Origin of the sequence: Streptomyces europaeiscabiei (genome assembly GCF_036346855.1) — a bacterium.
Taxonomy (GTDB): Bacteria; Actinomycetota; Actinomycetes; order Streptomycetales; family Streptomycetaceae; genus Streptomyces; species Streptomyces europaeiscabiei.
This window is the reverse complement of record NZ_CP107841.1, coordinates 5,083,517-5,108,671: the sequence shown is the minus strand read 5'-3', so window position 1 is coordinate 5,108,671 and position 25,155 is coordinate 5,083,517. Positions and strand designations below refer to the sequence as shown.

Sequence of the window (25,155 nt, the reverse complement as noted above, 5' to 3'; positions counted from 1 at the left end):
GGTTGTCATGCGAACCGACTCTTCTCCCGGCACCCTGCCGGCGCGGGAGCACCTCCCGGCCGGAAACGCCGGTACGCCTGTCCTGGACGTAGTGATCCCCGTCTACAACGAGGAGAAGGACCTCCAGCCGTGCGTCCTCAGACTGCACGAGCACCTCGCGCGCACGTTCCCGTACGCCTTCCGCATCACGATCGCGGACAACGCGTCCACGGACACCACCCCGCAGGTGGCCGCGCGGCTGGAGGCGGAGCTTGCGGAGGTCAGGTCCTTCCGGCTGGAGCAGAAGGGGCGCGGGCGGGCCCTGCGGACCGTGTGGTCCGCGTCCGACGCGCCCGTCCTCGCCTACATGGACGTGGATCTGTCCACCGACCTGAACGCCCTGCTGCCGCTGGTGGCCCCGCTGATCTCCGGTCACTCGGACCTCGCGATCGGCTCCCGGCTCGCCCGCTCCTCGCGGGTGGTGCGCGGCACCAAACGTGAGTTCATCAGCCGGGCGTACAACCTGATTCTGCGCGGCTCGCTCCAGGCCCGCTTCTCGGACGCGCAGTGCGGGTTCAAGGCGATACGCAGGGACGTCGCCCAGGTGCTGCTGCCCCTGGTCGAGGACACCGGGTGGTTCTTCGACACCGAGATGCTGGTGCTCGCGGAGCGGGCGGGGCTGCGGATCCACGAGGTGCCCGTCGACTGGGTCGACGACCCGAACTCGACCGTGCACATTGTGAAGACGGCGACCGACGACCTCAAGGGTGTGTGGCGGGTCGGCAAGGCACTCGCCACCGGATCGCTCACGCTGGACCGGCTCGCCCGGCCGTTCGGGGACGACCCCCGGGACCGCGAGATCCAGGACGTGCCGCGCGGCCTCGCCCGCCAGCTCCTCGGCTTCTGCGTCGTCGGCGGCCTCTCCACCCTCTTCTACCTGGTCCTCTACAGCGGCTTCCGGACCTTCTCGGGGTCGCAGATCGCCAACGCGCTCGCCCTGCTGGTCTCGGCGGTCGCCAACACGGCGGCCAACCGGCGCCTGACCTTCGGTGTCCGCGGCCGGAGCGGTGCCGTCAAGCACCAGGCGCAGGGCCTGGTGGTGTTCGGCATCGGCCTGGCCCTCACCAGCGGCTCGCTGGCCGCTCTGAACGCGGCGACCTCCGACCCCGCGCACTCCACGGAACTGGCGGTCCTCGTCGCCGCCAACCTCGCGGCGACGGTGCTGCGGTTCCTGCTCTTCCGGGCGTGGGTGTTCCCGGACCGGGGCGACGGGTCGCCCACCTCTCCTTCCGCTTCGGGCTCGACCGTCGTGGCCTCGCACCAGCCCGCCCACGCGGCCTCGCCCACGCCCGCGTACACGGCGTCGACGGGGGTGCGTCCCGGCCGGCCCGGCCCCTACGGCCACCAGGACCGGTTCCACCCGATGTCGCAGCGCGCGACGGCGCCCCAGAACGACCGCGCCGAGTACGCGACGGACCGCGCCGAGTACGCGACGGCGCCCGGAGCCCCGTACGGGAACGCCCCGTACGGGAACGCCCCATACGCCAACGCCCCGTACACCACGACCCAGTTCCGCGCCGGTGAAGCCGCGGACCGCACCTGGGGGGACGCGACCATGCAGATGCGGCCGGTGCGCCCGCACGATCAGGATTCGAGGAACGCACGATGACCACGCAGTTCGAGACGACGAGCCGGCCGGGGGATCCCGGTCCCGGATGGGATCCGTCGACGACGGCACACCAGGAACCGGTGGTTCCGGAGGCACCCGCCGAGCCTCCGGCCCCCGGAGCCGGTGAACCCGAGCAGCCCTTCACGAAGCGGCTGTGGAGAGGCCGGCCGGAGGACAATCGCTGGATCCGCCCCGGCTTCCTCCTCACCCTCCTGCTCATCGGCGGCCTCTACACCTGGAACCTCACGGCCTCCGGCTACGCCAACTCCTTCTACTCGGCGGCCGTGCAGGCGGGCAGCCAGTCCTGGAAGGCCTTCTTCTTCGGCTCGCTCGACTCCGCCAACGCCATCACCGTCGACAAGCCCCCGGCCTCGCTGTGGCCGATGGCGCTGTCGGTGCGGCTCTTCGGCCTCAACTCCTTCGCCATCCTGTTCCCGCAGGTCCTGATGGCCGTGGCCACCGCCGGGGTGCTGTGGGCGGCCGTACGCCGTCGCTTCAACGCCACGGCCGGATTCCTCACTATGGCGGTGTTCGCTCTCACGCCCGTCGCCGCGCTGATGTTCCGCTTCAACAACCCGGACGCGGCCCTCGCGCTGCTGATGGCCGCCGCGGTCTACTGCACACAGCGCGCGATGGAGAAGGCGCAGACGAAGTGGCTGGTCTGGGCGGGTGTCGCCATCGGAGTCGCCTTCCTGGTCAAGACGCTGCAGGCCTTCCTGATCCTGCCGCCCCTGGCGATCGTGTACGTCGTCTTCGCGCCGGCCCCGCTGAAGAAGCGGGTCGGTCAGGTGCTGCTCGCCGGGCTTGCGATGGTCGTCGCCAGTGGCTGGTGGGTCGCGATCGTGGAGCTGTGGCCCGCGTCGTCCCGCCCGTACATCGGCGGCTCGCAGAACAACTCCTTCCTTGAACTGACCTTCGGTTACAACGGTCTCGGCCGTATCAACGGCGAGGAGACCGGCAGTGTCGGCGGTGGCGGAGGCGGCGGTGGCGGCAACTGGGGCGAGACCGGCTGGGACCGGATGTTCAGCTCCTCCATCGGCGGCCAGATCTCCTGGCTGATCCCGGCCGCGCTGATCCTGTTCGGCGCCGCGATCTGGGCCACCCGGAAGCTGAAGCGCACCGACACCACCCGCGCGGCCTTCCTCCTCTGGGGCGGCGCGCTGCTGATCACCATGGTGGTCTTCAGCTTCATGCAGGGCATCTTCCACGAGTACTACACCGTGGCCCTGGCCCCCTACATCGCGCCGCTGACCGGTATGGGCGCGGCTCTGCTCTGGGACCAGCGGACCAAGTTCTGGGCGTCGATCACCATGGCGGCCGCCATGACGGCCACGGCCGTGTGGGGTTACGTCCTCCTCAACCGTTCCTCCGACTACCTGCCCTGGCTCAAGTGGGTCGTGCTCGTCGGCGGCCTGGTCGCCGCGCTCGGCCTGGTCTTCGTGGCAAGGCTCGGCCGGCAGCTGGCCCTGGCCGTCGTGGGCCTGAGCTTCGTCACCGCGGTGGCGGGCCCGACGGCGTACACGCTCACCACGCTGGGCGAGGGCCACACCGGCTCGATCGTCACGGCCGGCCCGTCCGTCCAGGGCGGCCGGGGCGGCGGTCCCGGCGGCGGTGGCGGCATGGGCGGCGGTCCTGGTGGCGGCGGTGGCGGTATGCCGGGCCAGAACAACCAGCAGGGCAACGGCCAGAACCAGCAGGGCGGCCAGAACGGCCAGAACGGCAACGGTCAGACGGGCCAACCCCCGACCGGCGGCTTCGGTGGCGGCCAGAACAACCAGCAGGGCCGGCAGAACGGCAACGGTTCCACCCAGAACCAGCAGCAGGGCCAGGGCAACGGCCAGACCCGCAACGGTGACGGCGGCGGCATGGGTGGCGGAGGCGGTGGCGGCATGGGCGGCCTGATCAACGGCACCTCCGTCGGCGACGAGGCCAAGGAACTGCTGGAGAAGAACGCCGGTGACTACACCTGGGCGGCAGCCGCCATCGGCGCCCAGAACGCGGCGAGCTACCAGCTCTCCACCGGCGACCCGGTCATGGCGATCGGTGGCTTCAACGGCACCGACCCGTCCCCGACCCTCGCGGAGTTCAAGAAGTACGTGGAGGACGGCAAGATCCACTACTTCATCGCCAGTGGCTCCGGCGGAGGCATGGGCGGCAACGGCGACGGCACCTCCTCGCAGATCAGCTCCTGGGTCCAGGAGAACTTCGAGTCGGTGACGGTCGACGGCACGACGTTCTACGACCTGACGCAGGCGAAGTAGCCAAGACCGCGGTGCGAGCGGGGCGGTGGCCCGGGGGTGCGGACGAACCCCCGGGCCACCGCCCCGCTCGTGCGTCCGCCCCGCTCGTGCGTCCGCCCCGCTCGTGCGTCCGCCCTTCTCGTGCGTCCGTGCGCCTGTCGTTGTACGGTGTATGGGAACTGTTCTACGGTGTACAGCATGTCGCCCTCCGCCGCTCCCACCGTCCCCACACCCTCCGACCCCTCCGGCCTCTCTCCCCAGGGCCACCCCCAGCGCTGGCTGATCCTCGGCGTCATCTGTCTCGCCCAGCTCACCGTCCTGCTGGACAACACCGTGCTGAACGTGGCGATCCCCTCCCTCACGGAGGAGCTGGGGGCGGCCACGTCGGACATCCAGTGGATGATCAACGCGTACTCGCTGGTGCAGTCGGGCCTGCTGCTCACCGCGGGCAGCGCGGCCGACCGCTACGGACGCAAGAAGATGCTGATCGCGGGCCTGGTGCTGTTCGGTATCGGCTCGCTGATGGCCGGACTCGCCCAGTCCACCGGGCAGTTGATCGCCGCGCGGGCCGGGATGGGTGTCGGCGGCGCGCTGCTGCTCACCACGACCCTCGCCGTCGCCATGCAGATCTTCGCGCCCGAGGAGCAGCCGAAGGCGATCGGCATCTGGGCAGCGGTCAACGCGCTCGGCTTCGCGGCCGGACCTCTCCTCGGCGGCCTCATGCTCGGCCACTTCTGGTGGGGCGCCATCTTCCTGATCAACCTGCCGGTCGCCGCACTGGGCGTGGTGGCCGTGATCGCCCTGGTCCCCGAGTCCAAGAACCCGCAAGGGGACCGGCCGGATCTGCTGGGCGCGCTGCTGTCGACCATCGGAATGACCGCCCTCGTCTACGCGATCATCTCGGGCCCCGAGCACGGCTGGACGTCCGGCCGGGTGCTCGCCCCGGCCGCCGTCGCCGTGGTCGTCCTCACGGCCTTCGGGTGCTGGGAGAGCCGCATTCCCTACCCCATGCTCGACCCGCACTTCTTCCGCGACCGCCGCTTCACGGGCGCCGTCGCCGGCGTGGTCCTGATCACCTTCGGCATGGGTGGCGCGCTCTTCCTCCTCACCCAGCATCTGCAGTTCGTGCTGGGCTACGACGCGTTGGAGGCGGGGCTGCGGACCGCGCCCCTCGCCCTGGTCGTCGTCGCGCTCAACTTCTCCGGGCTGTCGGCGAAGTGGACGGCGAAGCTCGGGACGCCGGTGTCGATCGCGCTGGGCATGGTGCTGACGTCCGGCGGACTGGTCTCCATCGCGACGATGGCCTCCGGCGGTTACACCGGGACTCTGCTCGGGCTGGTGCTGATCGGGGTGGGCTGCGCGATCGCCAACCCCGCGATGGCGCACGCGATCATGAGCGCGATTCCGCCGGCCAAGGCGGGGGTGGGGGCCGGGATCAACGGCACGCTCGTGGAGTTCGGGACGGGCTTGGGGGTGGCCGTGCTGGGGGCGGTGCTCAACTCCCGGTTCGCGGCGCTGATCCCGGTGGCGGCGTCGTCGTTGCCCGCGGCGCTGGGGGCGGCGGACACGGCTGCGGAGAGGGCCGAGGTGATGTCCGCTTTCTCCTCCGGGCTGGAGACGAGTCTGCTGGTGGGGGCGGTGGCCGTGTTGCTCGGGGGGTTGGTGGCGGCGGGGCTGCTGCGCAGGGCGGAGAAGGGGGATGTGGCGCTGGTGGGCGCCTCATAGCGCGGGGGTTCTGTGCGTGGGGGCTGCGGATGGTTCGCGGTTGCTCGCGGTGTTCCCCGCGCCCCTGAGAGGCGCGCCGCGCGCCTAGCATCGTCACCGGCGGAGAAACGTGTCTCGGAAGGTGCGGTCATGGTGCGGGGAACCGGTCGGGCCGAGGGGGCCGCGCGAGCCAGTGTCTGGCTGGAGGGCAAGGCGCGGGACGGGCGGGGCCGGCAGCCGTCGGGGCTGGACCGGGAGCGGATCACCGCGACGGCCGTGCGGCTGCTGGACGCGGAGGGGCTGGGCAAGTTCTCGATGCGCCGGCTGGCCGCCGAGCTGAACGTGACCGCGATGTCGGTCTACTGGTACGTGGACACCAAGGACGACCTGCTGGAACTGGCGCTGGACCAGGCGTTCGACGAGATGCGGCTGCCGGCGGCGGACTCCGACGAGGACTGGCGGGACCAACTGCGCACACTGGCCGGGGAGTACCGGGCGGTCCTGGTCCGCCATCCCTGGGTGTCGCCCCTCGCCGGTACCTTCCTCAACATCGGCCCGCACGCGCTCGACTTCTCGCTCGCCGTGCAGCGCGTGATCCGCCGCACCGGCCTGCCCGCGCGCGGCCAGGCCGGTGCCATCTCGGCGGTCTTCCAGTTCGTGTACGGCTTCGGCACCATCGAGGGCCACTTCGTCCAGCGCTGCGCCTCGGCCGGCATGACCCAGGAGGAGTACTTCCGGCACGCCATGAGCGCGGTGTCCGACACCCCCGAACCCCACGAGGTCATCCAGCACTCCGCGGACCTCATGGAGGCCCGTGGCGGCGACACGGTCGAGGAGATGCGCGCCTATGACTTCACCTACGCCCTGGACACCCTCGTCGCCGGCATCGAGGTGATGGCACAGCGGGGCTGACCCGGCCCCGCACCCCGGCCGCGCCGGGAACCCGCCCGTCGGGCCCGGTGTGCGGAGCTGGTATGCGGAGCTGGTATGCGGAGCCGGTGTGCGGAGTCGGTTGTGCGGAGACGCTGGGTCAGTCGTTGTGGACCATGCGCGCGGGGAAGCCGCCGGTCGCCACCGGCCCCCACCTCTCCGGTGTGACCCGGATGATCGACTTGCCCTGCTTGACCATGGCGGCTCGGTACTCGTCCCAGTCCGGGTGCTCGCCCGAGATGTTCCGGAAGTACTCCACCAGGGGTTCGACCGAGTCCGGCGAGTCGATGACCTCCGCCGTACCGTCGATCTGGACCCACGGGCCGTCCCAGTCGTCGCTCAGCACGACGACGCTCACGCGCTCGTCCCGCTTGGCGTTACGTGTCTTGGCGCGCTCGGGATACGTGGAGACCACGATCCGGCCCGAGTCGTCGACGCCGCAGGTCAGCGGTGATGCCTGCGGGCTGCCGTCGGCCCGCCGGGTGAGCAGGAGCGCCCGGTGCCGGGGGCGTACGAAGTCGAGCAGCTCTTCGAGGGAGACCGAGGTGTTGGTCGCGATGTTCCGTGCCATGGCGGTCAGCGTAGGCCCTCACCGGGCCCATGAGCCTGACCCTGTCATGCGCACCCACGCACCCACGCATCCGGACGCCCACGCATCCGGACGCCCACGCATCCGGGCGCCACCCACGTACGTGCCCACGCCGCACGTCTGCGCCTGCGGCACCGTCTCGCCCCGCACGGCCTGGATGTCCAGCTCGATCCTGAGCGCCGTACCGATCGCCGCGATCCCCGCCTGCACCACCTGGTTGTAGTGCATGGCGAAGTCCTCGCGGCGGAGTTCGGTGGTGGCCAGGAAGGAGGCGCGCGTGCCGCCCCACGGGTCCGCGCCGGTGCCGAGGTACGCCAGGTCCAGGTCGACCGGTCGTACGACCCCGTGCATGCCCAGCTCGCCGTGGACCGTCCAGTGGTCCTGGGCGGCGAGGGTCAGGCCCGTCGAGACATAGGTGATCTCGGGGTGCCGTTCGGCGTCCAGGAAGTCCGGGGACCTCAGATGCTGGTCCCGTGTCGCGTTGCCCGTGTCGATGGAGGAGGCCCGGACCACCGCCTCCACCCGGGACTTGGTCCCCTCGTCCGGGGCCGGGGCGATCCAGACGGAGGCCGAGAAGTCGGTGAAGCGGCCGCGGACGCTGGAGATGCCGAGGTGCCGGGCCACGGCGGCGACGGAGGAGTGGTCGGGGTCGACGGTCCGGGGGCGCCGGGTGGGGGCAGTTCCGTGCCGCCCGGCCGGGACAGGGTGACCGTGCCGATCCAGACGGAGGCCGAGAAGTCGGTGAAGCGGCCGCGGACGCTGGAGATGCCGAGGTGCCGGGCCACGGCGGCGACGGAGGAGTGGTCGGGGTCGACGGTCCGGGGGCGCCGGGTGGGGGCAGTTCCGTGCCGCCCGGCCGGGACAGGGTGACCGTGCCGATCCAGACGGAGGCCGAGAAGTCGGTGAAGCGGCCGCGGACGCTGGAGATGCCGAGGTGCCGGGCCACGGCGGCGACGGAGGAGTGGTCGGGGTCGACGGTCCGGGGGCGCCGGGTGGGGGCAGTTCCGTGCCGCCCGGCCGGGACAGGGTGACCGTGCCGATCTCCACCCGGCCGCTCGCGGTCACGAGGGCGCCGGCGGCGAACGGCGCGTGGCCGACCGCTGTGACGATCACCGTGTACGCGCCGGGCGCGAGCACCGTGGGGTCGTGCACGCCGCCTTCGGCGTCCGCCTCGGCCCGCAGCACCTGCGTACCGGTCTCCCCCACTCTCGGCTTCGATCGAGCGGGAGATACCCCATCGGTCACCGTGACGACCGCGTGCGACACAGCCCATCCGTCCCGGTACGGATCCTCGCGGTCAGTCCATGTCCGTCCAACTCCTCAGCATGCGAACCGGCCGGTGGAGCGGGGTGGCTCCACCGGCCGGTGGTCCGACAACTCGCCGGGCTACTCGCCGGGGTGGGCGAGTTCGATGTCGTGGCCGTCGACGCCGGGTCCGGCGACCGTCAGGGCCGTGGCCACGGGCGGGTAGCCGGTCGCGATGACCGTGTACTCGCCGCCGCCCAGGTCGGTGAAGGCGTACGCCCCGTCCGCGCCGGTGGTGGCCGTGCCGACCACGTTGCCCGCCGCGTCCACGAGGGTCACGCGGGCGTCGGCCAGAGCCCCGCCCGGCGCCCGTACGGTCCCCTGGAGCCGGGCCCCGGCCTCCAGGTCGATCTCGATCCGGGTGACTCCGGTGCCTCCGATCTCGACGGGCAGGGCACGCGGCCGGAACCCGGCGGCGTTCACCGCGACGGTGACCCCGCCCGGCACCAGCTCGCCGAAGCCGAACTCGCCCTGTTCACCGGTGACCCCGCCGGCCAGCACGTCCCCGCGCACATCGGTCACCACGACCATGGCGTCCCGCACGGCCCGCCCGGTCCCGGCGGCCCGCACCACACCGTTCAGCCGGCTCGTCCCGCTCAGCAGGATGTCGTACGCGACCGGCTCGCCGTTCACGACCACGGTGGACGCCTGCGGCTGGAACCCGTCGGCGGCCGCGATCAGGACGTACGACCCGGCGGCGGGCGCGTCCACCGCGTAGGCCCCGTCGGTGCCCGCGACCGAACTGCCGAGCTGCCGCCCGCCGAGCGAGATCAGGGTGACGGCGGCCCGCGGCACGGGCGCGCTCTCGGCCCCGCGGACGTGACCCCGTACGGGAATCCCGCCACCGTCGCCGGATACCGGAACGGCGGCCGAAGCGGCGCCCGAAGCGGTGGCCGGAGCCTCGGTCTCGGCGGAGGTCGCCGCCACCGAAGCCATGGCCATGGCCGGGGCGGGCGACGCGTCCGGGACGTCTGTCGCCCCGTCCGTCCCCGTCGCCCTGCCCTGCGCGGCCTGGGCGAGCGCCCCGGTGGTCCGCAGCGGGACCTCCTTGATGAAGAAGGAGAAGACGAGCGCGAGGGCGGCGAAGGGGGCGGCGTAGAGGAAGACGTCCCCGATGCCGTGGCCGTAGGAGCTCTCGATGACCGTGCGGATCGGCGTGGGCAGCGCGTCCAGGTCGGGGATCTCGCCGTGACCGGTGGAGGAGCCGGAGACACCGAGCCTGGCGAGGCCCTCCTCGGCGTAGTGCGTGATCCGGTGGCTCAGGACCGCGCCCAGCGCGGAGACGCCGATCGCGCCGCCGAGGGAGCGGAAGAAGGTGACGACCGAGCTGGCGGCACCGAGGTCGCTCGGGGCGACCTGGTTCTGGGTGCACAGCACCAGGTTCTGCATCATCATGCCGACACCGAGCCCGAGCAGCGCCATGAAGATCGCCACGTGCCAGTACGCGGTGTCGTACCGGAGCGTGCCCAGCAGTCCGAGACCGGAGGTCACCAGCACACCGCCGGCGAGCAGCCAGGCCTTCCAGCGGCCGGTGCGGGTGATGACCTGACCGGAGACGGTCGACGAGACGAACAGGCCGGCGATCATCGGGATGGTCAGCACGCCGGACATGGTCGGCGACTTGTCGCGGGCCAGCTGGAAGTACTGGCTGAAGAAGATCGTGCCCGCGAACATCGCGACACCGACGAAGAGCGAGGCCAGCGAGGCCAGCGCGATCGTCCGGTTGCGGAAGAGCCGCAGCGGCATGATCGGCTCGCTCGCCCTGGACTCGACGAACAGGAACACCGCGAGCAGCGCGACCGTGCCACCGACCATCGCGTACGTCTGCCACGACACCCAGTCGTACTTGTCACCGGCGAAGGTCACCCAGACCAGCAGCAGGCTGACCGCGGTGGTGATGAGGAATGCGCCCGCCCAGTCGACCTTGACCTTGCGCCGGACGACCGGCAGGTGCAGGGTCCGCTGGAGCACGATCAGGGCGATGACGGCGAAGGGCACACCGACGTAGAAGCACCAGCGCCAGCCGAGCCAGTCGGTGTCGGTGATGACACCGCCGACCAGCGGGCCGCCGACCATGGCGGTCGCGAAGGTGGCGCCGAGGTAGCCGTTGTAGCGGCCGCGTTCACGCGGGGAGATCATCGCCGCGAGGATGATCTGGGCCAGCGCGGAGAGCCCGCCCATGCCGATGCCCTGGACCGCGCGGAATCCGATGAGCATCCCGGCGTTCTGGGACAGTCCGGCGGCGGCCGACCCGAGCACGAAGATCACCAGCGCGAGCTGGATCAGCAGCTTCTTGGAGAACAGGTCGGCGAGCTTGCCCCACAGCGGGGTGGACGCGGTCATCGCGAGCAGCGACGCGGTCACCACCCAGGTGTACGCGCTCTGCCCGCCGCCCAGGTCCTTGATGATGTCCGGCAGCGCGTTCGACACGATCGTCGACGACAGGATCGCCACGAACATGCCGAGCAGCAGCCCGGTCAGCGCTTCCATGATCTGCCGGTGCGTCATCGGGGCGTGGTCGCCACCGCTGTGGGGGGCACCCTTGACGGGGCCTCCTCCGTGCTTGGCGTGAGCCCGCACACCGGCTGGTGTGGTCGTTGCCATGGGGCTTCCTTTTCCTACGGGTCTTTGCGGGTGTACGGGTTGTGGTGGTGGCCGCTACGCGGGTACCGGTCGGCTACGTGGGCGTCCCGGTCGGCTGTGCGGCCGTACGGGTCGGCGCGGTGGCGTCGAAGCTCTCGCGCAGCCGGCCCAGGAGCCGGGCGAGCTGGGCGACCTCGTCGTCGGACCAGGCGCTCAGCCGGTCGGCCATCAGCCGACCGCTGCGCCGGTCCAGCTCCGAGACCACGGCCCGGCCCTCGGTGGTCAGGCGCAGGATGCGTGAGCGTTTGTCGACCGGGTCGGGGAGGCGTTCGATCCAGCCCCGCTCTGCGACGTGCGCGACATGACGGCTGGTCACGGACATGTCCACCGCGAGCAGTTCGGCGAGCCTGCTCATCCGCATCTCGCCGTGCCGGCCGAGCAGGGTCAGGACTCCCGCCGATCCGCCGGGACACTGGTGCGGCAGCATCCTGGTGAGCTCCCGCTTCACGGCCCCGATGGCACTGAGCTGACGAACCAGCTCCTCGTAGTGCGCCTGCCCGGCCATGGAGCCCCTCCCGCTTTTGTTGCTTAGGGCAACCATAGGAGTTGATGGTTGCTGCAGGCAAATTAAATCGGGGCTCTGCGGCCCAAGTCTTGGCAAAGGAGAACAGTCGGACGGACGCGGGCGGACGACCCCGCTTGGGCGCGTCCTCCCCGATTCGCTAAGGTCTCGGGCCATGGCTGACAACCAGGGCCCCCAGGGCACCCACGACCCCGCGGGCAGCACGCAGATGTTCCGCGCCTTCGTCGACGAGACGCCTTCCGGCGGCCGTGCGGCCGGGTCCTCCGGGCCGCGGGTGGGTGTGATCGTCGGTGTGATCGCCGCGGTGGCTGTGGTGGCCGCCGTGGTGTGGCTCGCGTTGATGTAGGCGCCGGCCCTGTGGGCGGGTGCCTACTCGTCCGCCGGGTTCTGTGATCCCGCGGCTGCGGGGCTGGTGGGGCTGGTCGCGCGGTTGCCCACGCTCTTGAAGGACCACGCCCCGCGCCCCTGAAGGACCATGCCCCGCGCCCCTGAAGGTCCCGCCCTGTGGTCCTGAAGGACCACGCCCCGCGGTCCTGAAGGCGATGGCCCCGCAGGCTTGACTGTTATTGGGCCTGCGGGCTGAAAGCGCGGGGCGCAGCCCCGGCTTTTCAGGGGCGCGGGGAACTGCGCGAGCAACCACACACGACCCGCACTCGCCCACCCAACCCCTATGCACCCCTATGCGCCCCGATGCACGACTGACCGCCGGGCTGCCCTGGAACCCGGCACCCCGGCGGTCACGTGTCAACGCGTGGCCGGACTCAGTCCGAGATCAGGCCCTCGCGGAGCTGGGCCAGCGTCCGGGTGAGGAGGCGGGAGACGTGCATCTGGGAGATGCCGACCTCTTCGCCGATCTGGGACTGCGTCATGTTCGCGAAGAACCGGAGCATGATGATCCGGCGCTCGCGGGGCGGCAGCTTGGCCAGCAGCGGCTTGAGGGACTCGCGGTACTCCACGCCCTCCAGCGCCGTGTCCTCGTAGCCGAGGCGGTCCGCGAGGGAGCCCTCGCCGCCGTCGTCCTCGGGGGCCGGGGAGTCCAGTGACGACGCCGTGTAGGCGTTGCCGACCGCGAGGCCGTCGACGACGTCCTCCTCGGACACGCCCAGGACGGCGGCGAGTTCGGCGACCGTCGGGGAGCGGTCGAGCTTCTGGGACAGCTCGTCGCTGGCCTTGGTGAGGGCCAGACGCAGCTCCTGGAGGCGGCGCGGAACCCGGACCGACCACGAGGTGTCGCGGAAGAACCGCTTGATCTCGCCCACGACCGTCGGCATCGCGAACGTCGGGAACTCCACGCCCCGTTCGCAGTCGAAGCGGTCGATCGCCTTGATCAGGCCGATCGTGCCGACCTGGACGATGTCCTCCATCGGCTCGTTGCGCGACCGGAAACGTGCGGCGGCGTAACGCACCAGCGGGAGGTTGAGCTCGATGAGGGTGTCCCGCACATAGGCACGCTCGGGGCTGTTCTCGTCAAGTGCGGCCAGCCGCAGGAACAGGGAGCGGGACAGGGTGCGGGTGTCGATGTTCGCCGAGGCCGACGAGGCCGGAAGGTCAGTCACCGGCGGGGCCTGGGGACCGGGAAGGTCCTCAAGCGCCCGAGGGTCCTGAGGGGCCTGGAGAGCGTCGGGCGCGGTCTCGCTCTTGTCGAGCGTGAGCACCTTCGAGCTGCCCTGGTCTGCGGACATGCCACCCCCTTTGGGTCGCGGACGGTCGCGGCGGACGCTCCGTCGTAAGGAACGCAGCCTCCACCTGAATACCGGCGGCGAGGCCACGGCAAACGCGCTGGGGAGAGAATGTCACACGTCGGCAACGCGATGTAGTGACATGTCGACATGGAGAGGGTGAATAGGCCCTGGAAACAGGTGGTATGACGGGCTTTCAGCCCAGTTCTGTCGGAAAGACCGTCAATAAGCGATTCGCTCGCACCGGTGACATCTCGACAGCGCATTCGGTCACGCCCATGGCCTGCGCACGCGTACCGCTGGCCGATTCTGTGCGCCCCGGCTGCCATCGTGCGCCCCGCGTGCCCCATGGTCCATCCGGGAAGGTGCGGGGGCTTCTGGTTACCGAAGGTCACCCACCCCGCTCCGGGTGCAGCGCCCCGAAGGGGCGCGGATAACTGCGCGACCGGCCACGACCGAACCCGCACCCGCGAACCGGAGAAACCCGGCAGACGAGTAGGCGCCCGGCATCAAGCGGAGCGCCTACGCCTCGATCCGGTTGGCCGAACGCAGCCGCGCGAAGCTCCGGGCCAGCAGGCGTGACACATGCATCTGGGAGACCCCCAGCTCCACGCTGATCTGCGACTGCGTGAGGTTGCTGTAGTAGCGAAGCAGCAGGATCCGCTGTTCGCGCTCGGGGAGTTGTACGAGGAGATGCCGTACGAGGTCGCGGTGCTCGACGCCGTCGAGCTCGGGGTCCTCGTAGCCCAGCCGGTCGAGCAGCCCCGGCATCCCGTCGCCCTCCTGGGCGGCCTCCAGGGAGGTCGCGTGGTACGAGCGGCCCGCCTCGATGCAGGACAGGACCTCCTCCTCGGTGATGCGCAGCCGCTCGGCGATCTCGGCGGTGGAGGGGGTGCGCCCGAAGGCGGTCGTAAGGTCCTCGGTCGCGCTGTTCACCTGCACCCACAGCTCGTGCAGCCGGCGCGGGACGTGGACCGTGCGGACGTTGTCGCGGAAGTACCGCTTGATCTCCCCGATGACGGTCGGCATCGCGAACGTCGGGAACTGCACGCCCCGGTCCGGGTCGAACCGGTCGATGGCGTTGATCAGCCCGATGGTCCCGACCTGGATCACGTCCTCCATGGGCTCGTTGCGGGAGCGGAAACGGGCGGCCGCATAGCGCACGAGCGGGAGATTCGCCTCGATGAGCGCCCCCCGCACGCGGTTGTGCTCCGGAGTGCCCGGCGCCAGGTGCTTCAGCTCGCCGAACAGCACCTGGGTGAGGGCCCGGGTGTCCGCGCCGCGACGTTTCTCCGGGGCGGGAGCGGTGGCCTGGGGTGTGACCTGGGCCGACGCGGGGTCGGGGGCCGGGACTTCTTCCTGGGGAGGCGCAGTACTGGCCGACAAGGTCAACGCCACCTCTTCATCCATCAACTCAACCGTCAAAAGCGGTCATAGCATCACAAGACATGTGCACTGTGAGCAAGCACCGCATATCGCCGTGTTGAGCGAGAGTTGAAGACGTGAGGCGCAATCGGGTGTAAAAAGCCCCGCACCGTTCGAGTGCGGGGCGGGAGGAGCAGCCGTACGGCTCGGACTGACTTCGGAGCACGGCTCGGAGTCCGGCGTAGGGCTCGGAGTCCGGCGTGCGCCTCAGAACTCGTAGTCGGCGATGATCCACGTGGCGAACTCGCGCCACAGTGCCACGCCCGCCTGGTGGTCCGGGTGCTCGGCGTAGGTGCGCAGCGCGTCCGTGTCGTCGAACGCGGAGTTGATCGCGAAGTCGTAGGCGATGGGGCGGTCGCTGAAGTTCCAGCCCAGTTCCCAGGAGCGGATCTCCTCGATCGTGCCGTCGAGTGCGCGGAAGGCGTCCACGCCCTTCACCACTCGCGGGTCGTCGCGCTCGACGCCCTCGTTGAGCTTGAAGAGGACCAGGTGGCGGATCATGGGCGCTCCGGGAAGGTCGTACGACGTGCGGGGGCTACTGGGCCCCGTCGGCGATCCAGGTGAAGAAGTCGCCGACGGCCTGGGCCGCGTTCGAGACGCCCTCGAACCCTATCTGGACGTAGCCGGCGGCGTTTTCCGGGTCCGTGATGATCACGTAGAGCACGAAGACCACGAGCACATACAGTGCGATCTTCTTCCCTTGCACCGCCACCGCGGCCTCCCCCGTCTCCTGTGCCCCGTGGGCCCTATGGGTCCCTCTTTGTCGGCGGCGAGTGTAACCCGATCATGCGTTCGCAGGAGAGACGGCAGAGCCCGGGAAACGCACGAAGGGCCCCGTCTGACGACGGGACCCTTCTTCGGCGGTAGCGGAGGGATTTGAACCCTCGGTGACTTGCGCCACACTCGCTTTCGAGGCGAGCTCCTTCGGCCGCTCGGACACGCTACCGAGAGAGACCTTACAACAAGGTGGGGCGTGCTTTGAAATCGGTATCGGGCGGGCTGCGCGGTCGGCGCCGAGGGGATGCCGGCGAGTCGTCAGCGGGTCCGGAAGAAGTCGGTGAGAATCCTGGCGCAGTCGTCGGCGAGGACGCCCTCGACCACCTCGGGGCGGTGGTTGAGGCGGCGGTCGCGTACGACGTCCCAGAGGGAGCCGGTGGCGCCGGCCTTCTCGTCGCGGGCGCCGTAGACGACCCGGTCGACCCGGGACTGAACGAGGGCGCCCGCGCACATCGTGCAGGGTTCGAGGGTGACGACCAGGGTGCAGCCGGTCAGCCGCCACTCTCCCAGAACGGCGGCGGCCCGGCGGACGGCCAGCACCTCGGCATGGGCGGTCGGGTCGCCGGTCGCCTCGCGTTCGTTGTGCCCGGTGGCCAGTACGGTCGTGCCGTCCGGGGACAGGACGACCGCACCGACCGGGACGTCACCGCCCTCGGCGGCCCGGCCGGCCTCGGCCAGGGCGAGCCGCATCGCGGCCCGCCAGGGGCCGCGCACCGGATCGGGCCCGCCCGGTGCCTCCGCGTCGGTCGCGTCGGTCACCGGGGGAACGCAGCCGATGCAGTCAGTGGACCAAGCGGACCAGGCGGACTCGGCGGACTCAGCAGACCAGGCGGACTCAGCGGACCGTCTCCAGGACCTCCGACGCTCCGAGGGCGTCGGCGATCGAGCCGAGGGCGTCGTCGGCGTCGAGGGCGCGCAGCTCCTTCTCACCCACCCCCAGGTCGTCGAGGATCTCGATGTCGCCGACGGGGCTGTGCGGCACGGCCTCGGCGGACGTGTCGTCATCGTCATCGTCGTCGGTGTCGGACTCGCCGTCCTCGGTGCCGTCGAGGTCGAGGGAGTCCAGGTCGGGCTCGTCCTCGCCGGGCTCCCTTCCGAGCAGTTCGTCGGTGAGCAGGATCTCGCCGTAGCTGCTGCGGGCAGCGGCGGCGGCGTCCGAGACATAGATACGAGGGTCGTCCTCGCCATCGATGCGGACGACGCCGAACCAGGCGTCCTCCTGCTCGATGAGCACCAGCACCGTGTCGTCGCCGGGCGAGGCTTCACGGGCCAGGTCGGCCAGATCCGACAGGGTTTCCACATCGTCGAGCTCTGTGTCGCTCGCTTTCCACCCGTCTTCGGTGCGCGCGAGCAGTGCGGCGAAGTACACCGTGACTCTCCCACTGGTCATAGGTGTGCCGGTTGGGGGTCCCCCCGGCGGAGGCTTTGGGTGGGGAGGCTTGCGGTCCGAGCCCCACCCACTCGGAATCGTGGCAGAAACAGAGCGCTCAGGGGACATGTTCGGCTCCCTGTGTCCGGCTCTTTTGATCGCCGGTGGATCCGCCGTCCACCTGCGCACCCGTTGCCGCCACCAGCGGATCGTACGCGGAGATCCCGGCCGCATATGCACGACCACCCCGTGAACGCTCCACACATACCCCACGAACCTGTCAGATGGGTCTCGCGGGGAGGACGGGGCGGGGGCGGCGGCGACAGGGGGAGACGGGGGGAGACGGGAAACCGGATGGGGAGGGAGGGGGTGGCGCGCGCGTGGACGTCGAGGAGAGAGGGGTGTGGAAGGGCAGGTCGATGCCGGGGAACGGGGTGACGGGGCCACAGGGAGAGGCCGGGGAAGGAGGGAAGGCGGTCAGGGAAGTCCGGCTGCGCGGAGGCGCCGGGGCGGGCCGACGGTGGCGGGAGCCGGTGAGCGGAGGTCACCAGCGGAAGGTGCGCATGCGCATGGCGTGGCGGAGTCGGGCGGCCTTGGCGCGGCGCGGCTGGACCCGGTCGCGCAACTCCCGCGCCTCTGTCAGCTCCCGCAGGAACTGCGCCCGTCGCCGTCGACGCGCGGCATCGCTCTCCCGGCCGCCGCCCTGCACCCCATCAGCCGTACGTGCCACCTCTTCGGCTGTCCGTGCTGCTGATCCGCGGGAGGCCCGTGCCACCTCTTCGGCTGTCCGTGCTGCTGATCCGCGGGAGGCCCGTGTCGTGTCTTCGGCTGTCCGTGCTGCTCCACCAGGCGCCTGCGCCGTGTCTTCGGCTCTTCCCCGTAGCGTCCCGCCGGATGCCCGTGTCGTCCGACCGGCCGTCTGCGCCGCCCCGTCGCCGGTGCGCGCCGCCCTGCCGCCCGTCTGCGCCGGACCGCCTGCCGTCCGGGACGCCCCGCCACTCGTGCGTGTCGCCCTGTTGGCCGTCCGCGTCGTCGCGCCGCTCGTGCGGGTCGGCTTGTCGGGCGGGTGTCCACGCTCGGCCGGCGGTCGCTGGTCGGCGGCCGATTTCCGGTCGGGCGCCCTGTCGGCGCCGCGTAGGTGTCGGGAAGCGCTGTTCGGGTCTGGCATGGGCTCACCACCGTCAGGCGTCGGGTCGTTCCGTCGCCGCTCCGTTCATCCCACTTTCCCTCCGACGGGGGGTTTGATGCCATCGGAAGGGTGCGGTGGGTGGTGGACGGCGCGAGGGCGCTCGGGGTTGTTGCCCCGGTTACTGTTGTGGACATGCGTCTCCACGTCGTCGACCACCCTCTGGTCGCTCACAAGCTCACCACGCTGCGCGACCGGCGCACCGACTCCCCGACCTTCCGGCGCCTCGCCGACGAACTGGTCACCCTGCTCGCCTACGAGGCCACGCGGGACGTGCGCACCGAGCTGGTCGACATCACGACGCCGGTCGCCTCGACCACGGGCGTCAAGCTCTCCCACCCGCGCCCGCTCGTCGTGCCGATCCTCCGGGCCGGCCTCGGCATGCTCGACGGCATGGTCCGGCTGCTGCCGACCGCCGAGGTGGGCTTCCTGGGCATGATCCGCAACGAGGAGACACTTGAGGCCTCCACCTACGCCACCCGCATGCCCGAGGACCTCTCCGGGCGCCAGGTGTACGTCCTCGACCCCATGCTCGCCACCGGCGGCACCCTCGTCGCCGCGATCCGTGAGCTGATCAAGCGCGGCGCCGACGATGTGACCGCCGTGGTGCTCCTCGCCGCCCCCGAAGGCGTCGAGATCATGGAGCGCGAGCTGGCGGGCTCCCCGGTGACGGTCGTGACCGCCGCCGTCGACGAGCGCCTCAACGAGCACGGCTACATCGTGCCGGGCCTGGGAGACGCGGGCGACCGCCTGTACGGCGCCGCCGAATAGCCCCGTAAGGGGAAGAGCTCCCTACGGGGCTCGGTCACAGGCAGCAGGTCAGCAGGTCAGCAGGTTTTCGCAGCGGTGGGCGTCGGCTCGGGACTGGTCAGGGTGGCCAGGGCCTTGTCGGCGTCCTTCTGCTTGCTGAGGGCCTTGAAGCCGGTGCCGATGACGAGGTCCACCTCAGTGGCCTTCTTGCGGCCGTCGGTCTTCAGCTGCGCGCCGGTGAGCTGGGTGTTGAGGACGGGCAGCGCCGCGCTCTCGGCGGCCTTCGCGCCGAGCAGTATCGCGGCGCCCTTGACCTTCTTGTCGTACTCCTTGGTCGCGTTGCCCACGTTGCCGATACGGAAGCCGCGCTTCTTCAGCTCGTCGGCGGTCTCCTTGGCGAGGCCGGCGCGGGGCGTGGCGTTGAGGACGTTGACGGTGATCCTGCCGGGTGCGGGGAAGCCCTTGGCGGACGCCCGGGACTTCCCGGCCGGCCCGCTCGCTTTCGGGGAAGGGCTCACCCGGGACGCGCAGTCCGCCTTGGGTCCGGCCGCGGCGGCCTGGTCCTCGTCACCGGTGAAGACATCGATGAGCTGCAGGGTTCCCCAGCCGACGAGGCCCAGCGCGGTCACGGACGCGACGACCGAGAGGACGAGCCTGCGACGCCTCTTGGGCCGGCGCAGCCTCGGGTACTTGTCCCCCGTGATCCGGTACTGGCCGCCCATGCCAGGAGGAGTCAGCATGCTCATGGGCGCAGCGTAGTGCCGTTGGACGGCGATGCCTACTAGATGATCATTCACCGCGCTGCAGTCCAACCCGAAAGGGCCAACGGGCGACTGTCCGGGCATGGGTCGAAGCCGCCTGCGGCGGTGGCACGGCGACCCCCGCGGCGGCTTCCGGTGGAAGGGCTAGTCCAGTTCGAGGACGCGGGCGTGGAGCACCTGGCGTTGCTGGAGGGCCGCGCGGACCGCGCGGTGGAGGCCGTCCTCCAGGTACAGATCGCCCTGCCACTTCACCACGTGCGCGAAGAGGTCGCCGTAGAAGGTGGAGTCCTCGGCGAGGAGGGTCTCCAGGTCCAGCTGCCCCTTGGTCGTCACGAGCTGATCGAGGCGGACCGGGCGCGGTGCGACGTCCGCCCACTGCCGGGTGCTTTCCCGGCCGTGGTCGGGGTACGGCCGGCCGTTTCCGATGCGCTTGAAGATCACACGGAAAGCCTACCGGTCGAGACGTTCCGGGCGCAGCCATGGCGACGGAGTGCCACCCCGGAAAGCCGTCGCGAAGTGGGGCAAAGCAGTAATTCTGTGAGGGTCCGGTGGCGGTCGTGGGTGCTCGGCGGGGTCCGTTCGGGGGACGGGGAGTGCGCCGCGAGACGCCGCCGGGGATTTAGCGGGGGCGAGCTCCGGCTTCTCCAGGGGCTCGCTCGGGGCTCGCTCGGGGCTTCTTCGGGGTTTCCTCGGCGCTTCGTCCGGACGTCTCCGGAGGGGCGAGGCGTTGTCGCCCGGGAGTGTAGACGCGGGCCCCCGCCGGGGGGCGGAGCCCGTGTCGGCAGGGCTCGCCCGTGTGGGGCGGGGGGACCTGTTGTCGGTTACTTGCCGGAGGCTTTCGCCGCTTTGGCCGCTGCCTTCATTTCCTGTTTGTGGGCGCGGACCTTGGCCAGGGAGTCGGGGCCCTTGATGTCGGCCACGGAGCGGAAGGAGTCGGGGTCGCCGTAGGAGCCGGCGGCTTCGCGCCAGCCGGTGGGGTGGACGCCGAGTTGCTTGCCGAGCAGGGCGAGGAAGATCTGGGCCTTCTGCCGCCCGAAGCCCGGGAGGGATTCGAGGCGGGAGAGCAGCTCCTCGCCCGTCGTCGCGTCCTGCCAGACCGCGCTCGCGTCGCCGTCGTAGTGGTCGACGAGGTACTGGCACAGTTGCTGGATCCGCTTGGCCATGGAACCGGGGTAGCGGTGTACCGCAGGTTTCGTGGACAGCAGTGCGACGAAGGACTCCGGGTCGGCCGCCGCGATCTCGTGGGCGTCCAGGTCGTCCGCGCCGAGCCGTTCGGCAATGGTCCGCGGGCCCTTGAACGCCCACTCCATCGGCACTTGCTGGTCCAGCAGCATGCCGACCAGCGCGGCGAGCGGACTGCGCCCGAGGAGCTCGTCCGCCTCGGGGTCCTGGGCGAGGTGAAGGGTGACGTTCATGCCCTGATGATCGCTCGCCGGGCGGTGCGCCGCAGCCCGGCCCCGGCCCCCGGCCCCGGCCCCGGCCCCGGCCCCCGGCCCCGGCCCCCGGCCCCGGCCCCCGGCCCCGGCCCCCGGCCCCGGCCCCCGGCCCCGGCCCCCGGCCCCGGCCCCCGGTCCCCGGCCCCCGGTCCCGGTCCCCGGTCCCGGCCCCCGGCCCCGGTCCGCGTGGCGGAGCCGGGGCGGAGGCCGCGCCGTAGTCCTGCAGTTCTGTCCGGGGGTGGGGTGGGGCGGGGCGTGCGCCGTGGAGTTACGGGCGCCAGTAGCCCAGCGCGTGCATCCGGTGCCTCGGCAAGCCCAGTTCTTTACGGAAGTACGCGGTCAGGGAGCGGGTCGTCGAGGTGTCGCAGGCGATCCAGACGTAGGGATCGGGGGTGTTCTCCAGGAGCGCGGGGGCGTCGGTCTTCACCTGGGTGAGGAGACGGTCGCCGGCGTCCTGGCGGGGGACCGGGCGGAAGTCGTGGCGGGTGGGGTCGAGGCGGAGGGGGAGCCCGCCTGTCATGGAGGCCTCGCCTGTCATGGAGGCCTCGCCTGTCATGGAGGCCCCGTGTGCCGGGTCGGTGTCCGCCTTCGGGTCCACAGCCACAGCCACAGCCACAGCCGCAACCGCAGCCGCAGTAACCTCCACCTCCCCTTTCTCCTCCTCGGTCTTCGTCTCCGTCGACGTCTCGAACCAGATCGTCGCCGGGGCTGACGGGAGTGCGTCGAGGAGGGAGTTGAGGGCTGGGAGGGAGGCCGGGTCGCCGATGGCGAGGATGTGGGAGGGGGCCGGGTCGGGGTCGGTGAAGGCGGTGCCGTGGACCGTGGCCTCGATGGTGTCGCCGGGCTGCGCGGCGCGGGCCCAGTCGCTGGCGTGGCCGTCGTGGAGGGCGAACTCCAGGCTGAAGGTGCCGGCGGCCGGGTCGGGGTCGACGAGGGTGTACGCCCGCTGGTGCGGTTTGCCGGCGGCGTCGAACCAGAGGCGTACCCACATCGTCGGGTGGACGCCGGTCACCGCGAGCATGCCGCCGTCGCCGAGGTGCAGTCGGCGGTAGTGCTCGGTGACTTGTTCCGCACCGGTCACCGTGAAGACGAAGTCCTTCCCGCGGAGCAGTTTGAGGACCGCTCCCTCCCAACCGTGCCCCTGCCCCATGGCTTCTGCACCCTTCACGTACGCTTTGATCACGGATTGCTTAGGTGAGGCTAACCTAATTCACAGGCGGGTGCGGAGATGCGGGACAGTGGTGCGCAGGGGCAGGCCCAGGGGATCGTTTTGAGCCACACGGCATACGGGACGTATCGCGATGCATGGGGTATCCCGCACCTTCGCGCCGCCGACGTCCGATCGCTCGCCCACGCGCAGGGCCGGGTCACCGCCCTCGACCGTGCCTGGCAGCTGGAGGTCGAACGCCACCGCGCCCAGGGCACCTCGGCCGCCTTCCTCGGCGTCGATTCCCTCGGCTGGGACCGGTTCGCGCGACGGGCCCGCCTGGAGGACACGGCTCGAAGATGCTTCGCCCGGCTGGAGCAAACGGATCCGGAGACCGCCGACTGGGTCCGGGCGTACGTCGAGGGTGTGAACGACGGGCTGGCCGAAGGCGGTCGGCGCGCGCCCGAGTTCGAGCGCGCCGGGCTCGTCCCCGGGCGTTGGGAGCCCTGGCATCCGCTCGGGGTCTGGCTCGCCACGCACATCCTGTTCGCCGGGTTCCCCGCCAAACTCTGGCGCGAGGAGGCCGTCCGGCATCTCGGTGCCGACGCGGTCGGGCTCTTCGCCACCGACGGGCCCGCCACCTCCGGCAGCAACGGGTGGCTCGTCGACGGGTCCCGTACGGCCACCGGCCAGGCCGTCATCGCCGGTGATCCGCACCGGTTCATCGAGGAGCCCGGTGTCTACCAGCAGATCCACCTCTCCTGCCCCGAGTTCGACGTCGTCGGCCTCGCCGTCCCGGGCCTGCCCGGCATCGCCCACTTCGGCCACACCGGCGAGGTGGCCTGGGCGATCACCAACGCCATGGCCGACTACCAGGACCTGTACCGGGAGCGGCTGCGGCGCGGGAACGGGGGCGCGGTCGAGGCGCTCGATCCGGACGGGGTGTGGCGGACCGTGCACCGGCATGTGGAGGTCGTCGAGGTCGCGGGCGGGGAGCCCGTCGAGGTGGAGGTGATCGAGACCACCCGGGGGCCGGTCGTCATCGGGGGCCTGGATCCCCGTGCCCTCGACCCGGTCGGTCCCCTCAGCCTCCGTTACCCGCCCCGCGTCACCGAGGACCTCGGGCTCGGCGCGCTGCTCCCCCTCCTCCGCGCCCGGGAAGTCGCGGACGTGGACCGGGCGTTCGACCGGTGGGCCGAGCCGGTGAACGTCGTACAGGCGGCGGACACGCGGGGCGGGGTGCTGCACCGGGTGGCGGGACGGGTGCCGGTGCGGAGCCGGGACAACCGGACGCGGGTGGTCGCGGCCTGGGAGCCGGGGCACGAGTGGGAAGGGTGGCACGAGCCGCCGTACGGCACGTTCGAGGACGGCGTCGCGGTGATGGCCAACCAGCGTGGTCCGGCGACCCCGTTGGGCGTCGAGTTCGCCCCGCCGCACCGGGCCGAACGCATCCGTACGCTGCTGAACGAGAAGCGGGTGTGGTCCGCCTCCGACATGCCCGCCATCCACATGGACACCCATCTGGCCTCCGCCGGGCCCCTGTTGGACCATCTGACCGACCTCGCCGGCACCACTGACACCACCGGCACCACCCACACCGCCGAGGGTGGCCCCGAGGGACCTGCGGAACTCACACCGGCCGCAGCCGAACTGCGAGACCGACTCCTGTGCTGGGACCGGCGGATGGAGACCGACAGCGTCGAGGCGGCGGCGTACGCGGCGCTGCGCGGGGCGGTCGTGCGGCGGCTCGCGGCGGAGCCAGCCTTCGCGGCGCTGACGGTTCCGCCGACGTACCCCGAGGTCTTCCGGCCGTGGCTCTCGCTCACCGTTCGGATCGGCTTCGCGCTCGAACATCTGCTCAGGGCGCAGGAGCTGTACGGGATCGACCGCGCCGGGCTCGTGCGGGAGGCGCTGGAGGAGGTCGCCGGCGCCGGGGCCGGACGCTGGGGCGACCGTCACCGGCTCGTGCCGTGGCGCGCGCTCCCGGGTGACGACCCGGACGCCCCCTACGAGCCGGGTCTCGCCGGTGACCACGACTGCGTGCTCTGTACCTCTGCCGTCCCCGGCATCACCGACCTCAGCGCTCGCGGCCCCGCCGCCCGCTACGTCTGGGACCTGGCGCGGCGCGAGGACAGCCTCTGGGTGGTGCCGTTCGGGGCGTCCGGTGTGGGCGGATCGGCCCACCACCGCGATCAGCTCCCCCTGTGGCTCAGGGGAGACCTCGCACCGGTCGTCACGGACTGGAACCGCCTCACCAAGGACGACGAGAGCCACCACAGCAATCCGAGCAACCAGAGCAACCCGAGCAACCAGAGCAACCCGAGCAATCCGAGCAACCAGAGCAACCACAGCAGCAAGAACCAGCAGGACTGCGAGGAGAAGTGCCATGACCGTTGAGTCGTACGGCGGCCGTGCGGCCGTGCATGAGCAGGTGGTCGACGGGTTCGGAACCGTGCGGATCCTGCCGTTGGACGCGAGGGCCGATGCCGAGGTGGTCCATGGCTGGGTGAGCGAACCGAGGGCCGAGTTCTGGGGCATGAACGGGCTCACGATGGAGCAGGTGCGGGAGGTGTACGAGGGTCTGGAGGCCTTCGACACCCACCACGCCTACCTCGCGGTGCACGACGGCGAGCCCGTCGGGCTGCTGCAGACGTACGAACCGGAGGCCGACCGGGTCGGCGAGTGCTACGAGGTCGAGCCCGGAGACATCGGTGTCCATGTGCTGCTGGCGCCCGCCGGGGACGGTGGAGGGCGGCGGGGATGGTCGTCCTCGGTGCTGGCGGTCTTCACGTCGTACGTCCTGGTCGGGCTGGACCGGCCGCGGGTCGTCGTGGATCCGGACGAGCGGAACGAGAGGGCGATCGCGCGGTTCGCGCGGCACGGGTTCGAGCGCGGGCCGGTCGTCGTACTGCCGGAGATCGATCTGCCGGAGGTGTATCTGCCCGAGAAGCGGGCCCGGCTGGCGTTCCTGCGGAGAGAGACCGTGTGCGGTCAGGAGCTTCGGCGGTAACGTCGGCAGTTGCTTCGGCCGTGACTTCGGCTG

The 25,155-nt window shown here is 71.2% G+C and carries 22 protein-coding genes, 1 tRNA gene and 2 pseudogenes; 8 read left to right on the top strand and 17 right to left on the bottom strand.

Going from position 1 to position 25,155, the window contains the following annotated elements; all coding sequences use genetic code 11:
- The first annotated feature begins 7 nt into the window (after positions 1–7).
- The 4 genes from OG858_RS22410 (at position 8) to OG858_RS22395 (ending at position 6,504) form a co-directional block, all read left to right on the top strand.
- The gene (locus tag OG858_RS22410; RefSeq protein WP_319068964.1) at positions 8–1,648 is read left to right on the top strand and encodes a bifunctional glycosyltransferase family 2/GtrA family protein; all 1,641 of its coding nucleotides are present in this window, start codon (positions 8–10) and stop codon (positions 1,646–1,648) included.
- On the top strand, positions 1,645–3,909 hold the full coding sequence (locus tag OG858_RS22405) for an ArnT family glycosyltransferase (RefSeq protein ID WP_319267928.1): 2,265 nt from the start codon (positions 1,645–1,647) through the stop codon (positions 3,907–3,909). The genes OG858_RS22410 and OG858_RS22405 overlap by 4 nt, the downstream gene beginning before the upstream one ends.
- A gap of 177 nt (positions 3,910–4,086) precedes the next feature.
- The gene (locus tag OG858_RS22400; protein WP_327724409.1) at positions 4,087–5,613 is read left to right on the top strand and encodes an MFS transporter; all 1,527 of its coding nucleotides are present in this window, start codon (positions 4,087–4,089) and stop codon (positions 5,611–5,613) included.
- Between the two features lie 129 nt (positions 5,614–5,742).
- Complete coding sequence (locus OG858_RS22395) at positions 5,743–6,504, top strand: TetR/AcrR family transcriptional regulator (protein ID WP_319068958.1); 762 nt, start codon at positions 5,743–5,745, stop codon at positions 6,502–6,504.
- Positions 6,505–6,622: 118 nt separating this feature from the next.
- Here OG858_RS22395 and OG858_RS22390 read toward each other — a convergent pair whose 3' ends face one another.
- The 5 genes and pseudogenes from OG858_RS22390 to OG858_RS22370 all read right to left on the bottom strand — a co-directional run bounded on the left by OG858_RS22390 (position 6,623) and on the right by OG858_RS22370 (position 11,564).
- The gene (locus OG858_RS22390; RefSeq protein WP_037689449.1) at positions 6,623–7,093 is read right to left on the bottom strand and encodes a PPOX class F420-dependent oxidoreductase; all 471 of its coding nucleotides are present in this window, start codon (positions 7,091–7,093) and stop codon (positions 6,623–6,625) included.
- A 144-nt stretch (positions 7,094–7,237) separates the two neighbouring features.
- Positions 7,238–7,830, bottom strand: a pseudogene (locus OG858_RS22385) (YceI family protein); the annotation flags it as partial.
- 223 nt (positions 7,831–8,053) lie between these two features.
- Positions 8,054–8,308 (bottom strand): annotated as a pseudogene (locus OG858_RS48190) (hypothetical protein); the annotation flags it as partial.
- A gap of 189 nt (positions 8,309–8,497) precedes the next feature.
- Complete coding sequence (locus OG858_RS22375) at positions 8,498–11,020, bottom strand: MFS transporter (RefSeq protein ID WP_328544548.1); 2,523 nt, start codon at positions 11,018–11,020, stop codon at positions 8,498–8,500.
- A 73-nt stretch (positions 11,021–11,093) separates the two neighbouring features.
- A complete protein-coding gene (locus OG858_RS22370) occupies positions 11,094–11,564 on the bottom strand; it encodes a MarR family winged helix-turn-helix transcriptional regulator (RefSeq protein ID WP_086748868.1) in 471 nt (156 codons plus the stop codon).
- Between the two features lie 172 nt (positions 11,565–11,736).
- On the opposite strand from OG858_RS22370, the gene OG858_RS22365 reads away from it, so the two are divergent.
- A complete protein-coding gene (locus OG858_RS22365; protein WP_328544549.1) occupies positions 11,737–11,928 on the top strand; it encodes a hypothetical protein in 192 nt (63 codons plus the stop codon).
- A gap of 415 nt (positions 11,929–12,343) precedes the next feature.
- Here the strand turns inward: OG858_RS22365 and OG858_RS22360 are convergent, their stop codons facing one another.
- From OG858_RS22360 to OG858_RS22325, 8 genes are all read right to left on the bottom strand, one after another.
- A complete protein-coding gene (locus tag OG858_RS22360) occupies positions 12,344–13,264 on the bottom strand; it encodes an RNA polymerase sigma factor SigF (RefSeq protein ID WP_086746170.1) in 921 nt (306 codons plus the stop codon).
- Positions 13,265–13,783: 519 nt separating this feature from the next.
- The gene (locus tag OG858_RS22355) at positions 13,784–14,671 is read right to left on the bottom strand and encodes an RNA polymerase sigma factor SigF (RefSeq protein ID WP_086746169.1); all 888 of its coding nucleotides are present in this window, start codon (positions 14,669–14,671) and stop codon (positions 13,784–13,786) included.
- Positions 14,672–14,893: 222 nt separating this feature from the next.
- Positions 14,894–15,187 carry a Dabb family protein gene (locus tag OG858_RS22350; protein ID WP_046707328.1) on the bottom strand — a complete coding sequence of 98 codons (294 nt, stop codon included), beginning with the start codon at positions 15,185–15,187 and terminating at the stop codon, positions 14,894–14,896.
- 34 nt (positions 15,188–15,221) lie between these two features.
- Entirely contained in the window at positions 15,222–15,398 is a 177-nt protein-coding gene (locus OG858_RS22345) for a hypothetical protein (protein ID WP_086746168.1), read from the bottom strand.
- A gap of 149 nt (positions 15,399–15,547) precedes the next feature.
- Positions 15,548–15,632, bottom strand: a tRNA-Ser gene (locus OG858_RS22340).
- Positions 15,633–15,721: 89 nt separating this feature from the next.
- Positions 15,722–16,153 (bottom strand): tRNA adenosine(34) deaminase TadA, encoded by a 432-nt coding sequence (tadA, locus tag OG858_RS22335; protein ID WP_037690285.1) that lies wholly within the window; start codon positions 16,151–16,153, stop codon positions 15,722–15,724.
- A gap of 145 nt (positions 16,154–16,298) precedes the next feature.
- Positions 16,299–16,832 carry a tRNA adenosine deaminase-associated protein gene (locus OG858_RS22330; protein ID WP_319069024.1) on the bottom strand — a complete coding sequence of 178 codons (534 nt, stop codon included), beginning with the start codon at positions 16,830–16,832 and terminating at the stop codon, positions 16,299–16,301.
- Positions 16,833–17,376: 544 nt separating this feature from the next.
- On the bottom strand, positions 17,377–17,562 hold the full coding sequence (locus OG858_RS22325) for a hypothetical protein (protein WP_319068952.1): 186 nt from the start codon (positions 17,560–17,562) through the stop codon (positions 17,377–17,379).
- A gap of 591 nt (positions 17,563–18,153) precedes the next feature.
- Here OG858_RS22325 and upp point away from each other — a divergent pair.
- Complete coding sequence (upp, locus tag OG858_RS22320; protein WP_086752507.1) at positions 18,154–18,789, top strand: uracil phosphoribosyltransferase; 636 nt, start codon at positions 18,154–18,156, stop codon at positions 18,787–18,789.
- 56 nt (positions 18,790–18,845) lie between these two features.
- Here the strand turns inward: upp and OG858_RS22315 are convergent, their stop codons facing one another.
- The 4 genes from OG858_RS22315 to OG858_RS22300 all read right to left on the bottom strand — a co-directional run bounded on the left by OG858_RS22315 (position 18,846) and on the right by OG858_RS22300 (position 22,115).
- Positions 18,846–19,490, bottom strand: coding sequence for a LytR C-terminal domain-containing protein (locus tag OG858_RS22315; RefSeq protein ID WP_319069022.1), 645 nt, complete (start codon positions 19,488–19,490; stop codon positions 18,846–18,848).
- Between the two features lie 183 nt (positions 19,491–19,673).
- Positions 19,674–19,970, bottom strand: coding sequence for a type II toxin-antitoxin system VapB family antitoxin (locus OG858_RS22310; RefSeq protein WP_003999914.1), 297 nt, complete (start codon positions 19,968–19,970; stop codon positions 19,674–19,676).
- A gap of 380 nt (positions 19,971–20,350) precedes the next feature.
- Positions 20,351–20,944, bottom strand: a complete 594-nt coding sequence (locus OG858_RS22305; RefSeq protein ID WP_086754597.1) for an HhH-GPD-type base excision DNA repair protein — start codon at positions 20,942–20,944, stop codon at positions 20,351–20,353.
- Positions 20,945–21,233: 289 nt separating this feature from the next.
- Positions 21,234–22,115, bottom strand: a complete 882-nt coding sequence (locus tag OG858_RS22300) for a siderophore-interacting protein (RefSeq protein WP_328544550.1) — start codon at positions 22,113–22,115, stop codon at positions 21,234–21,236.
- Between the two features lie 78 nt (positions 22,116–22,193).
- Between OG858_RS22300 and OG858_RS22295 the strand changes: the two genes are divergently transcribed.
- The gene (locus OG858_RS22295) at positions 22,194–24,509 is read left to right on the top strand and encodes a penicillin acylase family protein (RefSeq protein ID WP_328544551.1); all 2,316 of its coding nucleotides are present in this window, start codon (positions 22,194–22,196) and stop codon (positions 24,507–24,509) included.
- Positions 24,499–25,122: a GNAT family N-acetyltransferase gene (locus OG858_RS22290; RefSeq protein WP_086752719.1), complete on the top strand. Its 624-nt coding sequence runs from the start codon at positions 24,499–24,501 to the stop codon at positions 25,120–25,122. The genes OG858_RS22295 and OG858_RS22290 overlap by 11 nt, the downstream gene beginning before the upstream one ends.
- Positions 25,123–25,155: the final 33 nt, after the last annotated feature.

What these genes read in the sequence shown, in the direction of transcription:
- OG858_RS22410 (WP_319068964.1), top strand. Translation starts at nt 8, where the DNA reads ATGCGAACCGACTCTTCTCCCGGCACCCTGCCGGCGCGGGAGCACCTC.
- OG858_RS22405 (WP_319267928.1), top strand. Translation starts at nt 1,645, where the DNA reads ATGACCACGCAGTTCGAGACGACGAGCCGGCCGGGGGATCCCGGTCCC.
- OG858_RS22400 (WP_327724409.1), top strand. Translation starts at nt 4,087, where the DNA reads ATGTCGCCCTCCGCCGCTCCCACCGTCCCCACACCCTCCGACCCCTCC.
- OG858_RS22395 (WP_319068958.1), top strand. Translation starts at nt 5,743, where the DNA reads ATGGTGCGGGGAACCGGTCGGGCCGAGGGGGCCGCGCGAGCCAGTGTC.
- OG858_RS22390 (WP_037689449.1), bottom strand. Translation starts at nt 7,093, where the DNA reads ATGGCACGGAACATCGCGACCAACACCTCGGTCTCCCTCGAAGAGCTG.
- OG858_RS22375 (WP_328544548.1), bottom strand. Translation starts at nt 11,020, where the DNA reads ATGGCAACGACCACACCAGCCGGTGTGCGGGCTCACGCCAAGCACGGA.
- OG858_RS22370 (WP_086748868.1), bottom strand. Translation starts at nt 11,564, where the DNA reads ATGGCCGGGCAGGCGCACTACGAGGAGCTGGTTCGTCAGCTCAGTGCC.
- OG858_RS22365 (WP_328544549.1), top strand. Translation starts at nt 11,737, where the DNA reads ATGGCTGACAACCAGGGCCCCCAGGGCACCCACGACCCCGCGGGCAGC.
- OG858_RS22360 (WP_086746170.1), bottom strand. Translation starts at nt 13,264, where the DNA reads ATGTCCGCAGACCAGGGCAGCTCGAAGGTGCTCACGCTCGACAAGAGC.
- OG858_RS22355 (WP_086746169.1), bottom strand. Translation starts at nt 14,671, where the DNA reads ATGGATGAAGAGGTGGCGTTGACCTTGTCGGCCAGTACTGCGCCTCCC.
- OG858_RS22350 (WP_046707328.1), bottom strand. Translation starts at nt 15,187, where the DNA reads ATGATCCGCCACCTGGTCCTCTTCAAGCTCAACGAGGGCGTCGAGCGC.
- tadA (WP_037690285.1), bottom strand. Translation starts at nt 16,153, where the DNA reads ATGCGGCTCGCCCTGGCCGAGGCCGGCCGGGCCGCCGAGGGCGGTGAC.
- upp (WP_086752507.1), top strand. Translation starts at nt 18,154, where the DNA reads ATGCGTCTCCACGTCGTCGACCACCCTCTGGTCGCTCACAAGCTCACC.
- OG858_RS22315 (WP_319069022.1), bottom strand. Translation starts at nt 19,490, where the DNA reads ATGGGCGGCCAGTACCGGATCACGGGGGACAAGTACCCGAGGCTGCGC.
- OG858_RS22305 (WP_086754597.1), bottom strand. Translation starts at nt 20,944, where the DNA reads ATGAACGTCACCCTTCACCTCGCCCAGGACCCCGAGGCGGACGAGCTC.
- OG858_RS22300 (WP_328544550.1), bottom strand. Translation starts at nt 22,115, where the DNA reads ATGGGGCAGGGGCACGGTTGGGAGGGAGCGGTCCTCAAACTGCTCCGC.
- OG858_RS22295 (WP_328544551.1), top strand. Translation starts at nt 22,194, where the DNA reads ATGCGGGACAGTGGTGCGCAGGGGCAGGCCCAGGGGATCGTTTTGAGC.
- OG858_RS22290 (WP_086752719.1), top strand. Translation starts at nt 24,499, where the DNA reads ATGACCGTTGAGTCGTACGGCGGCCGTGCGGCCGTGCATGAGCAGGTG.